The sequence below is a fragment of the Pseudomonas sp. LS_2 genome, from assembly GCF_042709235.1.
Lineage (GTDB): Bacteria > Pseudomonadota > Gammaproteobacteria > Pseudomonadales > Pseudomonadaceae > Aquipseudomonas.
Map to the genome: position 1 here is coordinate 38,410 of NZ_JAVAYC010000030.1, position 19,453 is coordinate 57,862.

General features: G+C 62.1%; 20 protein-coding genes. 11 read left to right on the forward strand and 9 right to left on the reverse strand.

All coding sequences use genetic code 11. The annotated features are described in order from the left end of the window. Positions 1-134: 134 nt before the first annotated feature. Complete coding sequence (locus RAC97_RS21135; protein WP_375101494.1) at positions 135-659, forward strand: cupin domain-containing protein; 525 nt, start codon at positions 135-137, stop codon at positions 657-659. A gap of 32 nt (positions 660-691) precedes the next feature. Here the strand turns inward: RAC97_RS21135 and RAC97_RS21140 are convergent, their stop codons facing one another. Then, positions 692-2,665, reverse strand: coding sequence for a BCCT family transporter (locus RAC97_RS21140; RefSeq protein ID WP_375101493.1), 1,974 nt, complete (start codon positions 2,663-2,665; stop codon positions 692-694). A gap of 268 nt (positions 2,666-2,933) precedes the next feature. Between RAC97_RS21140 and nhaA the strand changes: the two genes are divergently transcribed. Beyond that, positions 2,934-4,295 (forward strand): Na+/H+ antiporter NhaA, encoded by a 1,362-nt coding sequence (nhaA, locus tag RAC97_RS21145; protein ID WP_375101492.1) that lies wholly within the window; start codon positions 2,934-2,936, stop codon positions 4,293-4,295. 121 nt (positions 4,296-4,416) lie between these two features. Here nhaA and RAC97_RS21150 read toward each other — a convergent pair whose 3' ends face one another. Then, the gene (locus RAC97_RS21150; RefSeq protein ID WP_375101491.1) at positions 4,417-5,334 is read right to left on the reverse strand and encodes a LysR family transcriptional regulator; all 918 of its coding nucleotides are present in this window, start codon (positions 5,332-5,334) and stop codon (positions 4,417-4,419) included. 94 nt (positions 5,335-5,428) lie between these two features. Between RAC97_RS21150 and RAC97_RS21155 the strand changes: the two genes are divergently transcribed. Continuing rightward, the gene (locus RAC97_RS21155) at positions 5,429-6,598 is read left to right on the forward strand and encodes an MFS transporter (RefSeq protein WP_375101490.1); all 1,170 of its coding nucleotides are present in this window, start codon (positions 5,429-5,431) and stop codon (positions 6,596-6,598) included. Between the two features lie 94 nt (positions 6,599-6,692). On the opposite strand, the gene RAC97_RS21160 is transcribed toward RAC97_RS21155, so the two are convergent. Next, positions 6,693-7,589 (reverse strand): EamA family transporter, encoded by an 897-nt coding sequence (locus RAC97_RS21160; RefSeq protein ID WP_375101489.1) that lies wholly within the window; start codon positions 7,587-7,589, stop codon positions 6,693-6,695. Between the two features lie 28 nt (positions 7,590-7,617). After that, positions 7,618-8,745: an MFS transporter gene (locus RAC97_RS21165; protein WP_375101540.1), complete on the reverse strand. Its 1,128-nt coding sequence runs from the start codon at positions 8,743-8,745 to the stop codon at positions 7,618-7,620. A gap of 251 nt (positions 8,746-8,996) precedes the next feature. Between RAC97_RS21165 and RAC97_RS21170 the strand changes: the two genes are divergently transcribed. Beyond that, positions 8,997-9,452, forward strand: a complete 456-nt coding sequence (locus RAC97_RS21170) for a winged helix-turn-helix transcriptional regulator (protein WP_375101488.1) — start codon at positions 8,997-8,999, stop codon at positions 9,450-9,452. Between the two features lie 22 nt (positions 9,453-9,474). On the opposite strand, the gene RAC97_RS21175 is transcribed toward RAC97_RS21170, so the two are convergent. Continuing rightward, positions 9,475-10,359, reverse strand: a complete 885-nt coding sequence (locus RAC97_RS21175) for a LysR substrate-binding domain-containing protein (RefSeq protein WP_375101487.1) — start codon at positions 10,357-10,359, stop codon at positions 9,475-9,477. A 121-nt stretch (positions 10,360-10,480) separates the two neighbouring features. Between RAC97_RS21175 and RAC97_RS21180 the strand changes: the two genes are divergently transcribed. From RAC97_RS21180 to thrH, 3 genes are read left to right on the forward strand one after another with little or no spacing between them, the layout of a single operon-like run. Beyond that, complete coding sequence (locus tag RAC97_RS21180; protein WP_375101486.1) at positions 10,481-11,260, forward strand: 2OG-Fe dioxygenase family protein; 780 nt, start codon at positions 10,481-10,483, stop codon at positions 11,258-11,260. Positions 11,261-11,310: 50 nt separating this feature from the next. After that, a complete protein-coding gene (locus tag RAC97_RS21185; protein WP_375101485.1) occupies positions 11,311-11,928 on the forward strand; it encodes a LysE family translocator in 618 nt (205 codons plus the stop codon). Beyond that, positions 11,928-12,533: a bifunctional phosphoserine phosphatase/homoserine phosphotransferase ThrH gene (gene thrH, locus RAC97_RS21190; RefSeq protein ID WP_375101484.1), complete on the forward strand. Its 606-nt coding sequence runs from the start codon at positions 11,928-11,930 to the stop codon at positions 12,531-12,533. Before RAC97_RS21185 ends, thrH begins: the two co-directional genes overlap by 1 nt. A 45-nt stretch (positions 12,534-12,578) precedes the next feature. On the opposite strand, the gene RAC97_RS21195 is transcribed toward thrH, so the two are convergent. The 3 genes from RAC97_RS21195 to RAC97_RS21205 form a co-directional block, all read right to left on the reverse strand. After that, positions 12,579-13,448: a hypothetical protein gene (locus RAC97_RS21195; RefSeq protein ID WP_375101483.1), complete on the reverse strand. Its 870-nt coding sequence runs from the start codon at positions 13,446-13,448 to the stop codon at positions 12,579-12,581. Beyond that, entirely contained in the window at positions 13,445-14,128 is a 684-nt protein-coding gene (locus tag RAC97_RS21200; RefSeq protein WP_375101482.1) for a hypothetical protein, read from the reverse strand. The genes RAC97_RS21195 and RAC97_RS21200 overlap by 4 nt, the downstream gene beginning before the upstream one ends. Positions 14,129-14,280: 152 nt before the next feature. After that, a complete protein-coding gene (locus RAC97_RS21205; protein ID WP_375101481.1) occupies positions 14,281-14,970 on the reverse strand; it encodes a DJ-1/PfpI family protein in 690 nt (229 codons plus the stop codon). Between the two features lie 50 nt (positions 14,971-15,020). Between RAC97_RS21205 and RAC97_RS21210 the strand changes: the two genes are divergently transcribed. After that, positions 15,021-15,962: a GlxA family transcriptional regulator gene (locus RAC97_RS21210; protein ID WP_375101480.1), complete on the forward strand. Its 942-nt coding sequence runs from the start codon at positions 15,021-15,023 to the stop codon at positions 15,960-15,962. Here the strand turns inward: RAC97_RS21210 and RAC97_RS21215 are convergent. Next, a complete protein-coding gene (locus RAC97_RS21215; protein ID WP_375101479.1) occupies positions 15,959-16,870 on the reverse strand; it encodes a LysR substrate-binding domain-containing protein in 912 nt (303 codons plus the stop codon). The genes RAC97_RS21210 and RAC97_RS21215 overlap by 4 nt on opposite strands. A gap of 317 nt (positions 16,871-17,187) precedes the next feature. On the opposite strand from RAC97_RS21215, the gene RAC97_RS21220 reads away from it, so the two are divergent. From RAC97_RS21220 to RAC97_RS21230, 3 genes are all read left to right on the forward strand, one after another. After that, complete coding sequence (locus RAC97_RS21220) at positions 17,188-17,943, forward strand: SDR family NAD(P)-dependent oxidoreductase (RefSeq protein WP_375101478.1); 756 nt, start codon at positions 17,188-17,190, stop codon at positions 17,941-17,943. A gap of 120 nt (positions 17,944-18,063) precedes the next feature. Then, positions 18,064-18,195: a hypothetical protein gene (locus RAC97_RS21225; RefSeq protein ID WP_375101541.1), complete on the forward strand. Its 132-nt coding sequence runs from the start codon at positions 18,064-18,066 to the stop codon at positions 18,193-18,195. A 204-nt stretch (positions 18,196-18,399) separates the two neighbouring features. Further along, on the forward strand, positions 18,400-18,915 hold the full coding sequence (locus RAC97_RS21230) for a hypothetical protein (RefSeq protein ID WP_375101477.1): 516 nt from the start codon (positions 18,400-18,402) through the stop codon (positions 18,913-18,915). The last annotated feature ends 538 nt before the right edge of the window (positions 18,916-19,453 follow it).

Consider the following 19,453-nt stretch of genomic DNA (forward strand, 5'->3'; position numbering starts at 1 on the left):
TCCAGTGATCGATAGGGGTCTGGACTTGGCCCTGTACGCGAAAGTTCAAGAGGGTGCACGTTGGTCTTGCGGGGGGAACCCAGCGTCATCCAGCGGGCTCGCACGTGAACCGACTACCGCTACTGGAGGCTCGCATGAACGCTCTCGACCCTGGTGAGGCTCGCGCCCAGACCCTGTATTTCGACGACGACGGCGCTACGCCGAACAGCCGATTCCCGGTATTGCGCTATCAGCTTCGGCTTGACCCCTCGCTTGATCCAGCCAGCGCCTTCGAAGCGCTGTTTGCGGCCCATCGCTGGACGCCGATGTGGCGGGCCGGGGTTTTCGATTACCAGCACTTTCATCCCAACGCGCATGAGGTATTGGGCATCGCCTGTGGACAGGCCCGGTTGATGCTGGGGGGCGAATCCGGGCAGCGCGTGAGTGTGAAACGCGGCGATGTGCTGGTGCTGCCGGCGGGCACGGGTCATCGCTGCATCGAGTGCAGCGACGACTTCCTGGTGGTCGGCGCCTATCCTCACGGGCAGGAAGACTACGACATTCAACGGCCCGACAGCGCAGCGCACCAGCAAGCGCTGGCGCGCATCGCCAAGGTGCCGCTGCCTGAGCAAGACCCGGTCAGCGGCGCGGAGGGTGCATTGATGTCGTGTTGGCGCTGAGTGATTGAATCGGCAAGGCAGTGGCAGCCGGGTCAGCTCACCACATGCAGGTAATGCAGGTGACGCTCGTACTGGTCGAGAATGTCGCCAATCACATCATCGCGGCTCCATCCCATGATGTCGTAGTCCTGCCCGCCCTCGCGCAAATGCACCTCGGCGCGGAAATACTTGCGCGCATCGGTACCGTCCTCGGTATCGCGCATGACGAAGCTCGGCGTATTGAATGCCCGGGGGCGCACTTCGTAGAGGAACCGCCCCTCGCCGGCGTGCGAAAGCTCCAGCGTCACCCGCCCGTCGTCACGCTCGTTCACCGTCACGTCATAGCCCTGCTTGCGCAGTTCAACGGCCACTTCTTCACACGCAGGCTTCACCACTTCGGTGATGAACCGGCTCACATGGGCGCGCCGCGGCATCATGGCGATGTTACGCAAGCGGCGCTGCCAGCCGCCCTGGTGTTGCCGCGTGTGCCGCCCCCCCGGTAAGGCCTGGTTGCGCAGGCCGCGCCGGGTGGCGTCCAGGCTCAGGGCCTTGAACAGGCCCCAGATGGCGATCAGCAGGATGACCGAGAAGGGCAGGGCGCTGGCGATGGTTGCGGTCTGCAAGGCCTTCAGGCCGTTGGCCAGCAGCAGGGCAATGGCCACGGCACCGATGCTGAGCGACCAGAAGATCCGCTGCCAGAGCGGGGAATGGCCCTGGCCGGAGGAGGCGAGCATGTCGACCACCAAGGCCCCGGAGTCCGCCGAGGTCACGAAGAAGACCACCACCATCAGCACCGCGATCAGCGAGATGACCGTGGGGAACGGGAAGTGCTCGAGAAAGGCGAACAGCGCCAGGGAGGTGTCCTGGTCAATGGCCGTGGTCAGGTTTGTCACCCCCTCGTTGAGGATCATGTGAATGGCCGTGTCGCCGAATACCGTCATCCACAGCAAGGTGAACCCGGCCGGGACGAACAGCACGCCGCACACGAACTCGCGAATGGTCCGGCCACGGGAAATACGCGCGATGAACAAACCTACGAAGGGCGACCAGGACAACCACCAGCCCCAGTACAGCAGGGTCCAGCCGCCAATCCAGTCGGTGGGCTCGTAGGCGTAGAGGTTGAAGGTCTTGTTGACGATGTCCGACAGGTAGGCGCCGGTGTTCTGCACGTAGGCCTGCAACAGGAACACGGTGGGGCCCAGGAGCAGTACGAACAACATCAGGATCACGGCCAGGGTCAGGTTGAGCTCGGACAGGATACGAATGCCTTTATCCAGGCCGCTGGCCACCGAAAGCGTTGCCAGCGCACAAGTGGCGGCGATGAGGATCACCTGGACGGTGGCGTTCACCGGCAGGCCGAACACATGGTGAAAGCCGCTGTTGATCTGCAGCACGCCGTAACCCAGCGAAGTCGCCACGCCAAATACCGTGCCGATGATGGCGAAGATATCGACGGCATGGCCGATTGGGCCGTAGATCCGTTCGCCAATCAATGGATAAAGCGCCGAGCGCAGGGTCAACGGCAAGCCGTTGCGGAAACTGAAATAGGCCAGGATCAACGCGACAATTGCGTAGATCGCCCAGGCGTGCAGGCCCCAGTGGAAAAACGTGATCTTCATGGCTTCGCGAGCGGCGGCCACTGTGCCTGGGTCACCCTGCGGCGGGGTGGTGAAGTGCATCACTGGCTCCGCCACGCCAAAGAACATCAGGCCGATGCCCATGCCGGCCGAGAACAGCATGGCGAACCAGGTGCTCTTTCGGTAATCCGGCTCGCTGTGGTCTGGCCCAAGCTTGATATCGCCATATCGGCTGACCGCCAGGAACACCACGCTGATCAGCACCAGCGCGACGGCAAGAATGTAGAACCAGCTGGCATTGGTGATGATCCAGCCCTGGACGTGATCGAACAGCGTTTGCGCATGTTCCTGGAATACGGAGGCATACAGCACCAGAAGAAAGATCAGAATGGCACTGGTATAGAAGACGGGTGGGTTGAGTGTGCTCCTGGGTTTTGGGCCTGCAGTCATTGCGGCAGTTCTCCTTTTAAAGCGATAAACACAGCGCGCCAGAACGGCCACGTCGTTAAAGCCTAGCAGCAGCGAAGTGCCTGTTGAACGAACGCGCCGCAGGGGCGCAAGTAATAAGTGAGAATGTCCGGCCTGTTAAAACCTGCACAATGCGTTCATCTGCAATGCATTGTTCGGTAGACTGCCGAACGGGTGCTAACTGCATATCGCAGCGAAGCAGGTTAAATAACAGCGCAGGTCGGGCCGCCTTGCGGGAGTGCCTGCACCCATGCAGAAAAGAGAACTTCCTCGCGCCCAGGCATTGGCCGAGCGTGCCTTCGCCAACTTCGAGCGGTTCCTCCATATCGAGACCGTCAGCGGCATCGTGCTGCTTATCGCCGCGCTTGCCGCACTGGTTTGGGCCAACTCTCCTGCCGCCGAAAACTACGAGCACCTTTGGCACACCCCGCTGACCTTCGGCCTGGGTACGCTGGTGTATTCGCAGCCCCTGCATTTCTGGATCAACGACGGTCTGATGACCGTGTTCTTCCTGGTGGTCGGCATGGAGATTCGTCGCGAGATCCATGAAGGGGCGCTTTCCAACCTGCGCCAGGCCGCGCTGCCGATGGCCGCAGCCTGTGGCGGCGTGGCTGTCCCCGCGCTCGTCTACCTGAGCTTTGGCCACGCGCCGCAGGAGCAACAAGGCTGGGCCGTGCCGACCGCCACCGATATCGCCTTCGCCGTGGGTGTGCTGGCGTTGCTTGGCAGGTCGATTCCATCCAATGTCCGGGTCTTCCTGCTGGCGCTGGCGATCATCGACGACATCATCGCGGTACTGATCATCGCCTTCTTCTACTCGGGAGGCCTGGATTTCAGCGGGTTCGGGGTTGCCGCGATCGGCGTGCTGATGGTGCTGGGCCTGCAGAAGATCGGCGTGGGTAGCGCTTATGCCTACATCCTGCCTGGTGCGGTTATCTGGCTGGGCGTGCTGATGACGGGCGCCCACCCGACGCTGGCCGGGGTGTTGCTGGGCCTGATGACGCCGGTCTCGGCCATGCCGATGCGCGAGCGTCCCCTGGATGCCGTCACACGTTTTACCGGCGAGTTGCTGGGCCGTGCCAAGGCGCCCGAGCAGGACGCCAGCGACCTGATGGACCCCTTGAAGCGCTTGCGTTTGGCCCAGCGCGAACTGGTACCGCCGGTGGTGCGCATACAGGGCGCCCTGCACCCTTGGGTCGCCTTTGGCATCATGCCGCTGTTCGCGTTGGCCAACGCCGGGGTGAGTCTTTCCGGTGCCGACCTGTCCGATCAGACCCCGCTCTGGGTGATGATGGCCGTCATTGCTGCGTTGGTCATCGGCAAACCCGTGGGCGTCATCAGCGTCTCCTGGTTGATGGTTCGCTTGGGCTGGTGTGCACTGCCGGCCGAAGTGAACTGGCGCAGCATCGTCTTGATCGGGCTGTTGGCGGGCATCGGCTTTACCATGTCGATCTTCATTGCCAACCTTGCCTTCGTTGACCCTGCGGCGTTGGGGGCGGCCAAGCTGGGCGTGCTGACCGGGTCTGTGATTGCCGCGACGCTGGGTTTGGCCTGGGGGGCGCTCGCTGTGCGCAAGGCGTCTTCTGCGACCGATGTTCGAGCGAAGTCCTGAGCGAGGTTTTGCGATGATTTCGTGACATGCGCACGGAAGAAGCTCGCTGCATGGCACCGGCATCGTCGGTGCCATGCACTAGGGCAGGCACCGGCTGCCATACGGCAACCGCGCAAATGGCCTACCCAAGCCTGCGTTCTCCATCGAAATCCCGGTGATGCTCCAGCAGAAAATCCACGAACACCCGTACCCGCGCCGGCATCGCCGAGCCCCCCACGAATACGGCGTGAATAGGCTCCCGGTCGCCGGGGTTCCAGTCCTCCAGAAGCGCCACCAGATCACCACGGCGAAGCTCTTCGGCCACGCTGAACGCGCCAATTCGCGCAATGCCGGCCCCCAACCGCGCGAGTTGCGCCAGTGCCTCGCCACTGCTGCATTCGATAGTGCCGTTCACTTTCAGGGAAAACTCCGCCCCATCGCGAATAAACGGCCAGTTGGGCTCCGCGCGGTGGAAGTTGAAGCGCAGGCAGTTATGCCGCAGCAGGTCTTCCGGCTCCTGGGGCGTGCCATGGCGTTCCAGGTACTCGGGCGATGCCACCACCGCCTGCCCGGTCTCGCCGATCTTGCGCGCGGTCAACGGGCTGTCGGGCAGGTGGCCGAAGCGCACCGCCACGTCGGCCTGGCCGGCGAGGATATCGACCACTTCGTCACCCAGGGTCAGGTCGACGACGATGTTCGGGTAACGGGCGGTGAAGGCGGCCACCAAGGGGACGATGGCCAGGCGGCCATGGCCGAGGGCGGCACTGACCCGCAGACGGCCCTGGGGGACGCCCTGGTCGGCAATGGCGTCCTCGACTTCGGCCATGTCGGCCAGGATGCGCCGGGCGCCGCGCAGGTAGGCCTCGCCCTCGGCGGTGAAGGTGATCGTGCGGGTGGTACGCAGCAACAGGCGGGTGCCGAGGCGCTGTTCGGTGCGGGCAATGATGCGGCTGACCGACGAAGGGGTCAGACCCAGTGCGCGGGCGGCGGCCGACAAGTTGCCTTCCTGGGCCACTGTGACGAACACGCTCATCTCGCCAGACCTGCCGTTGATGTCCATTTGTGCTCCGTACGCAAAGGTGCTTGTCGGAAAGGCTATCTACCGCCTTTTAAGTCGGGATCGTAGCATTCGCGGCATAGATGAGGAGCTTTCCATGAAAATCAACCTACCGCTTGTAGCGCTCGCCATCGGTGCCTTCGGCATCGGGGTTACCGAGTTCGCCCCCATGGGCATGTTGCCGGGCATCGCTGCCGATCTCGGCGTTTCCATTCCTGCGGCCGGCCTGCTGGTCAGTGCCTACGCCCTCGGCGTGCTGTTGGGGGCGCCGTTGATGACCCTGACCACCGGCAAGATTCCCCGGCGCTATCTGCTGGTCGGGCTGATGGCGATCTTTACCCTGGGCAACCTGATGTCGGCGTTGGCGACCGACTACTACAGCCTGCTGGTGGCCAGGGTGGTGACGTCCCTGAACCACGGCGCGTTCTTTGGCGTTGGCTCCCTCGTGGCCGCCAGCGTGGTCGCGCCGGAAAAACGCGCCGGGGCGGTGGCGGCCATGTTCATGGGCCTGACCCTGGCGACCATCGGAGGTGTGCCGCTGGCCGCCTGGTTTGGCGAAGTGCTCGGCTGGCGTACGGCATTCTGGGGGATCACCGGGCTTGGCGTGGTTGCCATGGTCGCGTTGTGGTTCGCCTTGCCCAACCTGCCGGCGCCGCCACGTGTGGGTGTGATGGCGGAAATCAAGGTGCTGCTGCGTGGTTCGGTGCTGGGGGCGTTGGCCCTGACGGTGATCGGCTCGGGTGCCATGTTCACGGTCTTCACTTACATCGCGCCGATCCTCAGCAGCGAGACCCACGCGTCCACCGCCTTCATCACGGCCATGCTGGTGCTGTTCGGCGTGGGTTTGACGCTGGGCAACATGTGGGGCGGCAAGGCGGCCGATCGCTCGATAGACCGCACCCTGATCGTGTCGCTGAGCGTGCTTATTCTTGTGCTGCTGGCCTTCACCGTGCTGATGCGTTGGCCGCTGCCGGCCGCTGTAGCCATCCTGGTCTGGGGCATCGCCAGCTTCGCCTTGGTGCCGCCACTGCAGATGCGCGTGATGGAAGCTGCCAAGGACGCACCCAACCTGGCCTCGGCGGTGAATATCGGCGCCTTCAACTTCGGTAACGCGATTGGTGCAGCGCTGGGCGGCGCGGTAATCAATGCCGGGCTGGGCTATCCGGCGATTTCCCTGGCAGGCGCGGCCATGGCGGCGCTCGGGTTGCTGATGGTGTTGGGTTTTGCCTGGCGTTCCAGGGCGAGTGCAGCAGCGCTGGCAGGTTAACGACTTCACGCAGGGCGATGTCAGCGTGGAGACCCGGCAACAGGGTGTGGATACTTTCTGTGCCGTCGTGCAATAAAAACACCCTGCGAGCGACTCAACGTTGCGTTCGCACGGTTTGGCCGAACAGCGCATTGAAAATACGCTGCCCGTACAGGCCGACAGCCAGGCCAAGTACGATCAAGATCACCGCCAGCCCTTTGCTCATCGGCACGCTTTCATCGAACACCAGCACCGAGCCAAGCATTCCGAAAATCGGCACCAGCAGCGACAGCGGCGCCACCGTCGACACCGGGTAGGTCTTGAGCAGCGAGTTCCAGACCCAATAGGCGAACAGCGTATTGGGGTAGACCTGGAACAGGATCGACGACACCGCCGTGGCGTCCAGCTGTTGCACCAGGGCTGTGTAGCCCGCGCTGCCGTTCACCGCATAATCCAGGGCGAACAAAGGCAGCGGCGCAAAGGCGCTGGACCAGACCAGAAAGGCGAATACCTCCTGGGTCCTGGCTTTCTTGTTGATGACGTTGGCGACGCTCCAGGCGGCTGCGCCGAACAGCACCAGCAGTACGCCAGGCAGGGTCACCGAGCCATCGCTTAGCGTGATGATGCACAGCAGCCCACCCAAGGCGACCAGCATCCCCAGCACCTGGAAGCGGTTCAGCGCCTCCTTGAATACCACTCCACCCAGCAGCAGGGTAAAGAACGCGCTGAACTGCAGCACCAGCGAGGCGATACCGGCCGACAGCCCGGCCTTGATGCCCAGGTTCACGACACCCCACAAGCCGATGCCGAACACCAGGCCATAGCCGATGGTGTAGCGCCAGGGCACGTCGGGCTTGCGGATGAAGAAGATCGCCGGCAGCGCGCAGAGGCTGAAGCGAATTCCCGCCAGAATGAACGGGTCGACGCTGGCCAGGCCCAGCTTGATCACCGAAAAGTTGACACCCCAGATCGCCGTGATGAGTACGGCCAGGACGACATGCAGTGGTTTCATGGATGCTGCCTTGAGCGAGAGTGAGACGTTAGTGGGAGGTCAGTTCGAGGAACAGCCAATACAGCAGGGCCACTGCGCTGATGGCCGCGCCCAACAGGCACACGGCTACCCAGCCTGAGTGTGCATAGGTGTAGGTGGCGGCGATCGCGCCCAGTCCGCTGCCCACCGAGTAGAAGCACATGTAGGCGCCGATCAGGCGACTTTGCGCATCAGGCCGCGCGGCGAGAATCAGGCTTTGGTTGGTGACGTGCACCGCCTGCACGGCGAAGTCCAGCAGCACCACGCCCACCACCATGGCCAGCAGCGAGCTGTTGACGAACGCGATTGGCAACCATGACAGCGTCAGCAATGCCAGGGCCATTGCGGTGGTACGGTTGCCGAGCCCTCGGTCGGCCAGCCGTCCGGCTCGCGCTGCTGCCAGGGCGCCGGCTACGCCTGCCAGCCCGAACAGTCCTATCTGGGTGTGGGAAAGTGCCAGCTCCGGTTCGCTGAGCGGCAGCACCATCGAACTCCACAGTACGCTGAACGCGGCGAAGATCAGCAACGCGAAGGTGCCCCGTACGCGCAGGGTGCGTTCGCTAACGAACAGCTGAAACATCGAGCGCAGCAATGCCCGGTAGCTACCTTGCAGGGTTGGCGTGCTGGCAACCGGGAGAGTGCGCGCCAGCACCAGCGCCATGCCGATCATCAAGGCGGCAGAGGCCAAGTAGACGCTGCGCCAGCCTGCCAGGTCGGCCATCGCGCCGGAAACGAAGCGGGCCAAAAGAATGCCCAGCACTACGCCGCTGGTCACGCTGCCCACTGCCTGGCCGCGTTGTTCGGGGCTCGCCAGGGTCGCGGCGTAGGCGACCAGCACTTGCACCAGCACGGCCATCAGCCCCACCAGCACCATCGCTCCGAGCAGCACGGCCCAGTCTCGAGCCAGTCCTACCGTGCACAGCGCCACCGCTGACAGGAGCATTTGCGCGAGGATGAGTTTCCTGCGGTTCAGCAGGTCGCCCAGCGGGACGATGAACAGCAAGCCAAGCGCATAGCCGGCCTGGGTTGCGGTGACGACGATACCGATGCTGCTGGCGGGCACCGACAGGCTGTAGGCCATGGATTCGAGCAACGGTTGGGCGAAATAGACGTTGGCCACTGCCATGGCGCAGGTCATGGAGAAAAGCAGGGTCTGGTAGCGGCCCAGGGTTTGGAGCTGTGCTTCGGACACGCCCTGATACCTGCGCTTCAAGACTTTTTTCAATGGCGCATCAGGTGTATACGACATGGCTCCGTCCCTGTTTAGGTTTCAAAACGAAACCGGTTCGTTGTGTTCTACCCATTCAGGTTGTTAAATGCAACCACCTTCATCAGGACTTTTTCCAAGGATCAGGTGCTTTCCGATCACCTGGCGTTGTGTGAGGAATCATGGCCAGACAGCAACAATTGGCGCGCAGCGAATGCCCCGTGGCGCGCACACTCGAAGCGATCGGCGACCGTTGGTCGTTGATGATCATCCGCGAAGCGTTCGATGACGTACGTCGGTTCAACGAGTTTCAAAAGCGCCTGGGAGTGGCCAAGAACATCCTTGCGGTGAAGCTCAAGGGCCTGGTCGAGCTTGGGGTGTTCGAGATCCAGCCGGCATCCGATGGCAGTGCCTACAAGGAATATGTGCTCACCGAAATGGGCCGGGCTGCGTTTCCTATCGTGATCAGCCTGCGTCAGTGGGGAGAGCGCTTTTTGTATCGCGCGGGGGAAAGCCATTCGGTGCTGTTGGATAACCTGGCGGCTGAGCCGGTCGAGGTGATTACCGTGCGCGCTCGGTCAGGCAAGGTATTGAGCCCGGAGGATTGTCATCGGCGGGTGGTTCGGCGCGCAGTGTGAGTGCTTCGCCTGCGCCTGGCGGTCAAGGCGACTGGATAGCTTGAATACTGATCTGCATCTGCTCGGTTATCCATTCCAGGAACGCTGTGCACTTGGCGCTCTCCTTGAACGGTTTAGGCGACAACAGGCAGTACTTGGAGCCGTCACGCATGAACCCGAAAGGCGCAATCAACTGGCTACTGCGAAGTTCGTCCTGGACCATCAGGGCAGAGGAAATACTGGCGCCCAGCCCAGATGCCGCAGCCTGCACGCACAGGTAGAAATGCTCATATTCGAGCTTCATCGAACTGGGGGCCGACACGCCGCTCAGGCGCATCCAGTTCTCCCAGGCCATTGGCCGCGTCTTGCTGCGCAGCAGTGGCACGCCGTCCAGCTGCTGGCCCTGCCCCCAGCGCGAGGGGGTACATACCGGCCCGATCCACTCTTCACAGATGGTCTGTGCATGGATCGAATCGTCCCAATAGAAGTCGTCGCGCCGCACGGCTACGTCTGCACCTGAACGAAGAAAGTCGATAGGCCCTCCGGCCGCGAGCAGCTGCAATTGCAGGTTGGGGTGGGCGGCGTGGAAGTCTGGCAGCCGCGGTATGAGCCATTTCATGGCGATTGTCGGTTCGCAGGACACCACCAGCGTTTCCTCCCGGGATTCCCGCTGGAGCCGGTACACCGTGCTTTCGAGTTGCTCGAAGAACGGGCCTGTAAGGTTGTAGAGAAGCTTCCCGGCGTCATTGAGGAAAATCGCGCGGTTGCGCCGCTCGAACAATTCAACCCCGATCGATTCCTCCAACTGCCTCACCTGGCGACTCACCGCGCCATGGGTGACATGCAGAAGGCGCGCGGCATGAACGAAACTTTGCGTCCGGGCGGCAACGGTAAAGAAGTGAAAGGCAGTCAGGGCGGGCAATTTCATTGTCGATGAAATCTCACAGATTTTAGAAACTATAAATCGATTTTAATCTGCCGAACAAGCCGCCATGCTCCGCGTCAACCTCTGCTCAATGACGGGCTAGGGATACACGGGGAGGGAAGATATGAACACGATGGAACGCGTCAAGCCGACAGGTACTATCAGCCAAACCTATTTCGCAAGTCAGCACAGCGTTCATAATCTGTGCGAAAACATCGCGCAAAAAGATTTCTCTTTTATCTCGTCGCGAAAGCTGGCCAGCCTGCTGAGCGCCATAGAGCCAGACGTGACCGAGGATTGGGCCGAGTTCCAGCAAAGCTGGAACCGCCTGGAGCAGGACCAGTTCATGCGCGACGGAGGCACCTACCGCTTCCGCCGCCATGCCACCTACAGCGTTGCGCCAGGTGCTACCAGCGCCAAGCTGGAACCCCACCAACCCCATTACCAGAGCCTGGACTACAACAACCTCAACGGCGGTATCGCGCGGGACTTCGCCCCTATCGAGCCGGGCATTTCCCGGAACAAAGTGTTCACCGCGGCCCTTGAGCTGTGCTGCACGCTCTTCGGGCGGATGTCGCCGTTCTTCGCCTGGCATGTCGAAGTGCACCAGTTCCAGATCAACGCATCGCAATTGGCAGCCTCGCCTACCCCGGAAGGGGTGCATCGCGATGGGGTCAATTTCGTCTTCATGATGATGGTGAACCGGGTCAACGTTGTAAGCGGCGAAACCACCATCTATGACCGCAACAAAAAGCCGCTGAGCAAATACACCCTGGCCGAGGAGATGGAAGCGGCCATCGTCAACGACGAGCAGGTCATGCACGGTGTCACGCCCATCCTGCAACTCGACCCGCAGCAGCCTGCTTTCCGGGATGTCCTGGTCATCACTTTCAAAAAACGCTGAATGAATAATGAAGCGGCATGGCGACCCCATGCCGCTCGGAGAGGTAGTCCATGAATGAATTGATAGCGGTGGCGGTAATCACGGTGCTTGCAGTGATCAGCCCTGGCCCGGACTTCGCGATGGTCACGCGCAACAGCTACACCTACGGGCGGCGCAGCGGCCTGTTGTCGGCCTTTGGGATTGCCTGCGGAGTGCAGGTGCATGTGTTTTATACCGTGTTCGGCATCGCGCTTATCATCACCCACTCGCCTGTCTTGTTCATGGCGATGAAGTTGGTGGGCGCAGGGTATCTGGTCTACCTGGGGTGGAAATCGCTGACCAGCAAGTCGACGTTGCAGCTTGGCATCGCAAGCGGCCCACAACCCTCGGCAGCCAAGGCCTTCGGCATGGGGTTCCTGACCAATGCCTTGAACCCCAAGACCATGCTGTTCGTCGTCGCCACCTATAGCCAGGTGGTCCAGGCCACCAATTCGCTGGGCGTCAACTTCGCCTATGGCCTGTTCATGTCGGTATCGCACTGGTTGTGGTTCAGCCTGGTGGCAATCTTCTTTTCCGCCGAGGCGTTGCGCCAACGCATGCTTGCCAAGCAACAGGTGATCGACAAGGTGATCGGTTCTGCGTTGATCGGGTTGGGTATCAGTCTGGTTCTGCCAGGGGTAGGTCGCTGATGTCGGCCTCTGTCAAATTGGCCTGCATCGATCTCGAGGGCGTACTGGTGCCTGAGTTGTGGCCGAAAATTGCGGTGCACAGCGGTGTGAAGGAGCTGTTCGCGACGACGCGTGAAATTCCTGACTACGACGCACTGATGCGCCAGCGCATCGGCTTGCTGCGCGAGCATGGCCTCAGCTTGGCGGCGGTTCAGGGCATCATCCAGGCCGTCCAGCCATTTGCCGGCGCCGCTGCGTTCCTGCAAGCGCTCGAGGCGAAGGGGTACAGGGTCAACATCATCTCCGACTGCTTCCAGGAGCTTGCGGCGCCCTTGCTACACGCCTTGGGCGGGCCGGCTACTTTTTGCCACCGCTTGCTGACGGATGACCAAGGGTTCGTATCGGGCTGCGCTTATTTTCCAAGGCGTGGCAAGGTAGAGCACGTCGAAAACGCCCAGGCTGATGGCATGCAGGTGCTGGCGGTGGGGGATGCGTTCAATGACCTGGCCATGCTCAGGCGCGCCGACCAAGGCTTTCTGATCAACCCTTCCCTGGCAACGCTGCAAGCCGCCCCGGATTTGCCGACCGTGCGAGACCTCGGCGAAATTCTCAGGCAGGTTGCCTGAGTGGCCTTGCAGTTATCCCGGGGTGTTGTCGCCTGCCAGCCCGCCTTACTGGGCTGCCGCGAAGAACGCCATCGGCACGGCCTTCAAGGCGCCATCCAGGTTGCGATAGCGGGTGTACTCGCCGGAGGTCGGCAGCAACCGCCCACGCTCGACCATCCGCCGTCCGTCGAGCAGGTAGCGTACTGTCTGCTCCTTGCCGTACTCGGTCGACAGGCCCTGGTTCAGGTCCGCCGCGAGAAGCCGCATCGACTCATCGATACAGCCTTCGAGCAACGCATTGACCTTCTCGGGGTCTAGCCCGCCGTCATCGATGCAATGCTCACCACAGCGGCGCATCGACAAGCTCTGCACCTCGATGCGCGTGCGATACAGCAAGCTGCCGGCGATATCCTGCAGCTCTACCTGGCTTACCAGCACGAAGCTGCCGCGATCGGGGCTTACCAGCACCTGCGGGGTGATACGCAGGCTCGCGCTGACCGGCCCGCTGGACGGCCGCAGCCCGGAATTGCCGGCGGCTTGCCCATAGCGCTGCTGGAGCTTGCCATTGTAGGGGTGGTCGGCCAGCAACACGGCCATCGGTTGCGCGGCCAGCTTGGCATCGCGGGCCGCTTCACGCTGCAAGGACGCAGCGCCCACCTGGGTGTTGATCGCGCTGGCCAGCAGCAGGCCGATGGCACCGCCGCCGGAGGTGGCGTGGTGGGCCAGCGACTGGTTGGTCTCGCGGGCTTTCTCGGCAGCCTTGGCGTCGATCATCAGGCTGGCATCGACCCAACCCGCCGACGGCGTTTGCACCTCGACCCGCGCGCCATGCTCGTTCAGGTAGCGCAGCGCAGTGGGGTCGTGGATATCGGCCGGGCGTGGCGCCTGCTGGGCGCAGCCGCTTAGCAGCAGCGCCAGCAACAGCCCTCGCTTCATTGCGAGAACGGCGTGACGAACAGCTGGCGGCTGTTATCCACAGCCTGGTAGAAGGCGTTGGACAGGTTGCCATAGGCCGGCTGGTCCCACTCGCCCTGCGCGGGCTGGGTGACTTCGAAACGCTTGAACCACAGCAAGCGGCTGTCCTGCACGTCCACCAGGATACCGCGGCCTGCCACCACCGGAATTGGCGCGCTGGTCGGCACGATGCTGTAGTAGCTGCGGGTCGCGCCGGTGCTGTCGATGGCCACCAGCAGCAGGCGGTCGATTCCGTAGGCGGCCTTCAGGGAGGTGATGTCACGCTCCATGTAGCCTTCCTTGAACTTGGTTTCCTTGTACTTGGCCAGGTCGATGCGTTCTTCGATGCGCTTGGTCTTGTAGCCCTTGGCCTGGAGCTTGGCGATGATGGCGTCCGGCAGGGTGTTGACGTCGGCCAGGTCCCAGGTGCTGACGTGATCGCTGAGCTTGCTGTTCACCCCGGTGTTGATCGCCAGGTCCAGCAGGCCCTGGTTGCCGGTGAGCATCAGGCGCGGTGGCGTGACGGGGGTCATGGCCACGCCGATGACTTGTTCCTTGTCGGCCCAGAACTGCTGGTCGAGTTCAACAGGGGGCTGGATGTTGGCGCAGCCGGTGAAGATCAGGCACAGCAGAAGTACTGCGCATCCTTGCAAGTAACGCATGGGGTATTCCTTGAAATGGCCGTTGACGCTGGCACTGGTAGCCAGTGGCCTGCCACGATAATGGCAATTGGGCATCACTTCAAGGAGTGATTATCACTTCTGGGGGGATGGATCAAAACTGCACGCAACTGGGCTGTCCCACGTGGGCAGGCTTACCCTGCCGTTGCCGCTTCGAGCGCCCGGGCCGCCTGGCTCACCGCCTCGGCGCGGATGGCATGGCGTTCGCGGCTCGCTGCCAGGCAGCGCTCGACGATCCGCGCTGGCGAAGTGTGGGGTGTTCCGCCGGGGAAAGGCGGTTCGGGGTCGTATTCGATTTGCAACTGGATCTGCCTGGCCGTGTCCTCGTCGAGCATCAACCCCACGGCCTTGAGTGCCATGTCGATACCTGAGGTCACGCCCCCGGAGGTGAACAGCGTGCCGTCCACGCACATGCGCGAGGCGTCGGCAATCGCACCGAAGGCAGGCAGGAATTCCCGTGCCTGCCAGTGGCACGCCGCACGTTTTGCGCGCAGCAACCCGGCGGCGCCCAATAGCAGCGACCCAGTGCAGATGCCGAGGATGAACCTGGCTTGCGCGCCTTGGCGGGCGGTGAAGGCGACCCAGTCAGGATCGAGCATTACCGTGTCGGTGCCTGGGCCGCCAGGCACCACCAGCAGGTCGCATGACCTGGCGCTGTCGAAAGTGGCGGTGGGGAGCAGCGTCAGGCCACGGTCGGATTGAACGGGGTCCATCGAAGAAGAGACGAAGTCGATGGTGAAACCCGGCGCGCGTGCCAGCACCTCGTAAGGGCCGGTGAGGTCGAGTTGAGTCAGTGCAGGAAACAGCAGAAAATTCACGTGCATGTGTAGGCTCCTGTAAGCACCTCAAGGTAGATCCCAAGGTAAAGACTCTCATGAACGAATGCGCGCCAAAAACGCTGGATACCGCGCCAATTCGAGTTGGCTTCCTGGTTTTCCCTGGGTTCCAACCCATCGACCTGAGCGGGCCTTGGCAAGCCTTCGCCGCCGCCAATGAAGAGATGCATGCGCTGCGCTATGTGCTCAGCACCCATGGCCCGGCCGAGGTGGCCGCTACCAGCGATGGGGCGCTGCGTGTGCTGGTCGATCAGCCACTTGAACCCGTAGCGACGCTGCACACGCTGATCGTGCCCGGTGGTGAGGGGGTACATGCGGCGCTGGAAAACCCTGAGGTGCGAAGGTGGCTGGTTACGCAGGATCACCAGACCCTGCGCACTTGCAGTGTCTGCACGGGGGCATTCCTTTTGGCGGCGGCGGGCCTGCTCGAAGGGCAGCGGGTGACCACTCACTGGCGCAAGGCTGACGCCCTGCGCCAGGCATTTCCTACGCTTGCGGTGTGTGACGAGCGCATTTTCTGTGAAAGCGGCAAGTACTGGACCAGCGCGGGGGTGACCGCAGGCATCGACCTGGCGCTGGCGCTGATCGAGCGCGACTGCGGTGCGTTGGTTGCGCAGAAAGTGGCGCGCCGCCTGGTGGTCCACCTGCGTCGCCAGGGAGACCAGCGGCAGTACAGCGAGGTCTTGCGCATGCAAGACCGTGCCGGCGTGCCCTTCAAGGCATTGATTGAACGGATCGAGCGCGACCTGGCCCTGCCTTGGACCGTCGATGACATGGCCGAGGCCAGCAACATGTCGCGACGTACCTTCCAGCGCAAGTTCAAGAAGAGTTTCGGTATGACTTCGCTCGCGGTGCTCAAGGCCTTGAGGCAGGAGCGAGGGCACAACCTACTGGCGGCTGGCACCTTGCCCCGCAAGGAAGTGGCGCGACAGGTCGGGCTGAGTGTCGTGGAGCTGGGCGGTGAACCGCCCCACGGCTAGAGGGGGGAACGCCGACTGCCACCTGGCCCGGCCATTTTTACCTGGTCGATGTTCTGCAGGAATGCCTTGAGAATCGGCGAGGGGTTGTCGCTTCTGTAGCCCGCAGCCAAATCCACGGTAGGTTGGTCTCCCTTCAGGCGTCGGCTGACGATGGTCCAGGGCAGTAGCGGCTCTACATAGGCCGGAAGAATCGCCACGCCCCCCGTTGAGCGTATCAGCGAGATACCCGTGCCGTAGTCATCCAGGAAGTAGTTGGACGTCACCTGGATATTGCGGCTGGCAAAGTACTCGGCGACCACGTCGCGCAATACATGGGGAATGTGCGAATAGCCAATGAAGGTTTCCTTGGCCAGTTCGGCTGGGTCGATATCGCCCACCGACGCCAGCCGGTGGTCGCTCGGCATGATGACCAGCAGCGGCTCCTTGGCGACCACGTCGAAGCACACGCCGGGGCGAGGCTCCACCCGCAGGAAGCCGAGGTCCACATCGCCACGCTGGATCGCGTCGGCCAATGACGGGGACTGCAAGCTGGTCACCTTGATCTCGATGTTGGGCAACTCGAATTGCAGCACCCGTGTGACATTGGCCAGCCAGTCCACTTCCTGGCCCGTCAGGAACCCCACCGAAAGCACCTGTTTGGCAGGCTTCGCAGCACGTCGTGCGGCGGCGATGGCTTCATCCGCATGGCTGAGCACCAGCCGTGCCTGCTCCAGGAAGGCGCTGCCTGCGGGGGTCAATTCCACGCCCCGGGCCTTGCGGATGAACAGCTCTGCGCCCACTTCGTCTTCCAGGTCACGCAACTGCCGGCTCAACGAGGGCTGAGCGGTGTGCAGGCGGTTGACGGCGGCAGAAGTCAGGTTGCCTTCCTCTGCCACGGCCACGAAGTAGCGAATGTGCCGCAGTTCCATATGAGCGATACCTGTTAGGCATGGGTGCTGTCGAACAAAGTCTTTCTCAAGTGTGCCGGATTTTCCTACAGTAATTCCATCGAGTCACCGTTTCGGTTCAGCAAGGTCTTAGTACGCCAAAGATCTTTTCCTAAGGCTCGCAAGGACGTGGCAATCACGCCTCATGCTTCATGGCTATTGCTTGAAGCAGACATGCTGCGCGCCGGACGGCATTCATCGATATCTCCCAACACTCCCTCGGGCACATGGCTCGACGGGCAGGTTTTGCCTCTCATCCAGGCCTTGGGCCTCGAGGCGCATTCATCAGGAGCTTTCCCATGAGCAAGATCGCAATCGTCACTGGTGCCAACCGTGGCCTGGGCCGCAACGCCGCCATCAGCATCGCCAAACAGGGCGGCGACGTGGTCATCACTTACCGCAACGGCGAGGCCGAGGCCCACGCGGTGGTCGAGGAAATCCGCCAACTGGGGCGCAAGGCCGTGGCGCTGCAACTGGATGTCAGCAATGTTTCCAGCTTCGGCGGCTTCAGCGAGCGCCTGGTCCAGGCGCTGAAAAGCGGGTGGAACCGTACGACCTTCGATTTCCTGCTGAACAATGCCGGCCACGGTGCCATGGCGCCCTTTGCCGAAACCACCGAGCAGCAGTTCGACGAGCTGTTCGATGTGCATGTGAAAGGGGTGTTCTTCCTGACCCAGGCGCTGCTGCCGGTGATCGCCGATGGCGGGCGTATCGTCAACTATTCCTCGGGCCTTACGCGGGTTTCCTTCCCAGGCTTCTCGGCGTATTCCGCCGCCAAAGGGGCGGTGGAAATTCTCACCCTGTACATGGCCAAGGAGCTGGGCAGCCGTGGCATTGCCGTGAATACCGTGGCCCCTGGCGCGATCGCCACCGACTTCCTCGGCGGCGCGGTGCGTGACATGCCTGATCTTAATGCGCAGTTCGCCGGCATGACCGCCCTCGGCCGCGTGGGTGTGCCAGACGATATCGGCCCGATGGTGGCCAGCCTGTTGTCGGAGAACAACCGCTGGGTCAATGCGCAGCGTATCGAGGTGTCTGGCGGTCAGGTCATCTGACAGCCCGCTCGAACCCTCGCTTCGCGGCAGGGGCGAAACCCGTGTCGGCGTCGTGACTTTCACTTCGTACCGGCCACGCCGTCACCTCGATCATTCCCCAGCCGCGAAGGAGATGCCCAGATGCTGACTCACTACAAGACCGCCGGCCATCTGGCCTGCGGTCGCCACGGCGACAGCCTGGTTTCCACCACCGAACTGACCCGCGTGAAGTGCCGCAACTGGATTGGCGCGACAGCTGGGGCGCGCGGCTGACGGAGATGGCCGGGCGGCAGCGGTTGCCTAAGCACTTCCTGTGACAGGGCGTGCTGTTGGCGCAGTAGGCTTGTGTGATTGTGTGTCTCGTTCCATTGAATCTTCTCGCTTCTGTGTAGGAAGCGTCTCTTTCGTTGCTGACTAGGCAATATCTGACCTTGTACCTGCTAGGTTCCCGAGCTTTTCAAGCAAGGGAACCTGCACATGCTTCGCGTCAATCTGAATGGCAAAGGCCAGGCACTGGATGGCGACACCACCACTACCGGTGCCACCTGCATCGCCAGCGGTGTTGGCTATCGCTCGAACAATCGGGAGGTGCTGCGCCAGGGCGACAGCACCACCCCATGCCCTGAGTGCGGCAAGGTCGGCACCCTTGTCGAAGGGGTGCCGTTCTTTATCTCCAACGGTCGACCCGTGGCGGTGGACGGCGCACTGAAAGTGCAGGAGGTGTGCAGGGCCGGAGAAACAGAAGAGTGCAAGAAGGTTCGGTTTACCGAGACAGGAAGCTTTATGGGTGGGCTAGGAGGTGGTGCGGTAGGAGCTAAGGCTGCATTGGCTGCCAGCAACACCGTCTGCGGGGCTTTCGCCATAGGTACCGGCGGTATTGGGGCGCCCGTGTGTGCGATTTTGCTGGTCGGAGGAGGGTCGTTAGTTGGCGGCTGGTTAGGGGGCGAGGGAGGGGAGCGAGTTGGAGAGGTGATCTATGAGCGAGTTTATTAATCCTTATTTGTGGTCAAGTAACGCGCAGTTACTTGCATTGGTAACTCCGTTCTTGATATCGGGCGTTGGTCTCATTATGAGTGGCCGGATCGCTGCGGGGGATGGCTTCGATGTTCTGTTCGACACTGTTCGAAGCAGCCCATGGGTAGAACGTCAGAAAACGCACCTGGGGACTTTGAGTTTCAAGTCTCGGTGGATGCTGGTTTGCACAATCGGAGGTGTTCTGCTCTGCAGTAGATTTCATATCCGTAGAGGGCTTCTGGATAAATCCGAAATTGAACGGATACCCAGCAGATTGAAGACCTGCCTGCTGTGGTCCATTTGGTTGAATTTCATAGGTTTGCTGTTGCTGTCGATAATCGTCGGGCTCTACAAATTTGCTGAAGCCGTGTAATAGCCTAACCCCAATAGCCCCGCCTATGCGGAGCTATTGGTTATCCAGACACTGGGTGATCTGATTGCTACCCACGCCCTCCCCGCGAAGTGAGCAGCAGCGCCAAGATGAACTGCCCCGCCAACACCAGCACGATGGTCGGCG